Raw genomic sequence first — 3276 nt, 5'->3', positions numbered from 1 at the left:
GCCGAACGGACCTTGCTGTTGGCCGTTTACCGACAAATGGAACATGGGTTGCGGCGGCGGAGGCGGCGGCATACCCGGTGCGCCTGCGCCCACGGCAGGCTGTTGCGGGGCTTGTTGCGCGCCTGGCTGCGCCATCTGCCCAGCCATTTGGTTCGTCATTTGGTTGGCCATGGCAAATCCCATGCCCATACCCATCGCGTTTCCAGCAACGTTTCCGCCGCCATTGGCAGCTCCTTCCACAAGCGAATCGGCAAATTGCATCTGCGTATAAGCGCCCATATTGCCGATAACGCCCATGCTTGTGCGCTTGTCGAGAGCCTTTTCAACGGCTTCGGGCAGCGAGATGTTCTCCACCAAAAAATTCGTTAGCTCCAACCCATACTCCTCAAAGTCGGGTTTCAGCGCCTCGGTAAGACTGGCTGAGAACTCATTCAGGTTGCCGGCAAGGTCTAAAGCGGCTATCTTGCTCTCGCCCAAATGGTCGGTAAACTTGGTGATGACGAAGTTGCGCAGTTGTTGTGTAATGCCTTCGGTGGTGAAATTGCCGTTTGTTCCGGCCACGTTGGTTATGAACTTTCGCGGGTCGGCGTTCACCCTGAAACAATAAGAGCCAAAAGCGCGCATGCGGATAGGGCCAAATTCGGGGTCGCGCAGCATGATGGGGTTGGCCGTTCCCCATTTAACGTTGAGAAACTGCTTGGTGTTAACAAAATAGACATCAACCTTAAATGGCGAGTTAAACCCATATTTCCAGCCCATAATGGTGCTCAGTATGGGCATGTTGTTGGTATTAAGCACGTGTCTGCCCGGTTGGTAAATGTCGGCGAACTGCCCTTCGTTTACCAATACAGCCACTTGACTTTCGCGCACGTTGAGTTGTGCGCCGTTTTTTATTTCCGATTGATAGCGCGGAAAGCGCCATATCATGGTGTCGGTGGTGTTATCAGTCCATTCTATAATGTCTATAAACTCGTTTCTGAGCTTGTTGAAAAGTCCCATACGCTTTAAGTTTTGTCCAGTTAATAGTTATGGCTCTCGCCCTTAACTGGGCCATTTGCATACCCTCTAAAACAAGTGCCATAGTTCCAACTTTTGTAAAGATGATACAAAAATAGTAATTGTTTTTCAATCTTTCAAATAATATTGATGTTTTTTTCTTCGAACACATTTACGTTCCGCACATATTGCCGCCAAAACAAGAAAATAAAGGCTAATTAGGCACATTTTGCGCCTTCGTGCCAAACGCCGTGCGTCAAGAAACATTATCGTATAAAAGTAGTAAAATAGGGGTTTGCCCATCCTTTCGATGTCGTTCGCCGCACTTCTGCGTTTTAACCATGCAACTTGCCAACCCGTAAACTTTCCCTTTGTAATCTTTTTAGTATGAATTTTAACATTATGAGTGCCCTTTTTGTCCACCAACCGCCAACCTTGCCGCAAAAAACCGATTCTCGCGGAGGTTTGGCTTGGTGCAAAATGGGGCATGCTTGTGCGTGCGGCATAATGAATATTTATTACAAGCAACCGCCGTTTGCACCTGTTTTGGGACTGTTTTCAGCAAAAAACAGTGCAATATGGTGCTAAATGCAGTGCAATATGCCGCTAAACGCAGTGCGTTTTGGTGCTAAATGCAGTGCGTTTTGGTGCAAAACGCAAGGTAAAATGGTGCAAAACGCCGTGAAAAATGCTGCTAAACGCGATACAAAAAGCATAAAAATACACCCCAATGGTATAAACATAACCTTCTAGAACAATGAAACACATGCCTAAAAAGGGCAAAACAGCCATTAAAAAGTGGGATTTTGGGGTCTAAAAGTGGGTTTTGGGGCGTAAATAATAATAGGATTGCAACCAATCTAGAAAGGCTAAACGGTACAAAATGCAGGCTTTTTCTTAAAAACGGACATATTGGAAGGCGAAAAAGAGTAGAAATATTGCCAATTTGCATACTTTTTGACCTTAATTTTCGCTAGAACGGCGCGAAATTTTGAGCAGTATTGTAAAAATTAAAGTAAGAATTTAAGTTTTTGAGTTGATGGGGTGGTTAGTTGACGAGTTAACAAGTTAACGAGTTGACAAGGGTGCGAGGTGGTGAGGTTGATGGGTTGGTTAGTTGACGAGTTAACAAGCTAACGGGTTGACAAGGGTGTGAGGTGGTGAGTTTGATGGGGTGGTTAGTTGACAAGTTAACAAGTTAACGGGTTGACAAGGGTGTGAGGTGGTGAGGTTGATGGGGTGATGAGGGTGTGAGGTTGTAAGCTTGTGCGTTTATAATATAGTGAGTTCATCAAGCTTACGGGTTCATCAAGCTTACGAGTTGTCGTCGAACAGAATTGGATTTGGGTTGCGCTATCCCCCACAGGCGTGCCCATCAGGCCTACGGATGCCTTCATGGCGCAACTCTTTGTGCGCCCAATCACCGTTACACGGCGGCTGCCGAGGGGCGAACACCCTTTATTGTAATTGGAGTTTCGTGCCCGTTGACGAAACGTCAACCACGTTTCTTAAATCCAATTCTGTTTGACAACAACAAGTTTACCGGCAGAAAAGTTAGCGCGTCAGCCGCGGTTTACCCGTTAACGCGTTAACAGGCACGGCCTTCTTTTCGCCTTACCACCTTTACCTAAAAGCCATACTTCAACTTAACCCACACTTCCGAATTTCGCGAATACATGGCAAACATGCCTGCATCGGCATGAAAATAGTCGTATCCGGCGGTAAGACTAATTTGGTCGTTGAGGTCGTATTTGCATGAAAGGCGATTGAATACACCCCCATGCGACACGTCTATGTAGGCAAAGGAAGACAGAGCCAGCGTGTTGCGAAACAGCTCTTTGGAAACCCTCACTGTTGCCACGCCCGTGTTGCGAAGAACAGAAAGCCCCTCAAGACTACCGCCTACATGCTTATGAGCATATTGAGCACTGAGCATCCAGTCGTTACCCGCGTACCAATCTACACCCAACAGCGCGTTAAAGACATTGCGCCCTTGCACCTCGCTGCCAAATTCTGCGTTCTGCACTTCGTTTAAGTTGGCGGCCAATTCGCCACGAACCACAAACCTGCCAACGGGAAACGAGACGTCGGCACCGAACATCGTTAGGCGGCGATAGTGGCCAACAACCGTCATAGATGCACCCGCGGGGTCTACGGCATAACTGGAAGCGGGCATCTTATTCCAGGTATGTAAGCCGCAGAAAGAGAAGTCTATGCCACTGAGATTTACCGAAAGCCTTCCGCCGAACTCCACGTTGCGCAGCCGCGTTTTGGGTTTTC

1 protein-coding gene and 1 pseudogene are annotated in these 3276 nt (G+C 47.7%); both read right to left on the bottom strand.

The features are described from left to right. Window positions 1-999, bottom strand: a 999-nt coding sequence (locus tag BN93_RS01675; protein ID WP_019186623.1) for an SPFH domain-containing protein, incomplete at its 3' end; no start/stop codon positions are given. 1624 nt (window positions 1000-2623) lie between these two features. Then, window positions 2624-3276, bottom strand: a pseudogene (locus BN93_RS01665) (DUF1302 family protein); the annotation flags it as partial.

The sequence above is a fragment of the Prevotella conceptionensis 9403948 genome (assembly GCF_000312305.1).
GTDB classification, from domain to species: domain Bacteria; phylum Bacteroidota; class Bacteroidia; order Bacteroidales; family Bacteroidaceae; genus Prevotella; species Prevotella conceptionensis.
This window is presented reverse-complemented; position numbering and strand designations above follow the sequence as displayed.